Source organism: Nonomuraea sp. NPDC048916, from assembly GCF_040649575.1.
GTDB lineage: Bacteria > Actinomycetota > Actinomycetes > Streptosporangiales > Streptosporangiaceae > Nonomuraea.
Genome location: NZ_JBEZFS010000333.1, coordinates 1 through 352, shown reverse-complemented (window position 1 = coordinate 352; position 352 = coordinate 1). Strand labels below are relative to the sequence as shown.

1 protein-coding gene is annotated in these 352 nt (G+C 67.0%); it reads right to left on the bottom strand.

The features are described from left to right. Positions 1-332: hypothetical protein (locus AB0C16_RS41100; RefSeq protein ID WP_357691660.1), on the bottom strand; the 332-nt coding region annotated here is incomplete at its 3' end. Positions 333-352: the final 20 nt, after the last annotated feature.

The following is a 352-nucleotide window of genomic DNA, read 5'->3' as shown; positions in this document are numbered from 1 at the left end:
GCCTCCTTCGGCAGGCCCGCGAACTTGTCCTTGACCCAGCGGCCCTTGCCCATGAGGCCCGAGTACCGCTTGTCCTTGTACTTCTTCATCCGGCTCTTGTGGTCCGCCGTGAACGCGTCCCGCGCCGACTTCTCGCCCGCCGTGAACGCCGAGTCCACCTTCTTGTCCAGGCCGGACAGGGTGTCCTCGACGTCCTTCTTCGTGCCGTCGTAGACCTTCTGGAGCTTCGCCGTGACCTCGGCGCGCTTCTTCTCGTCCTTCGACTTCGTGTCGTTCTTGCCGCCGTCCACCTGCTTGCCGGCGGTGGCCCGGGTCGCGGTCAGGGCCGACATCGCCTGGGCACCGGAGGCCG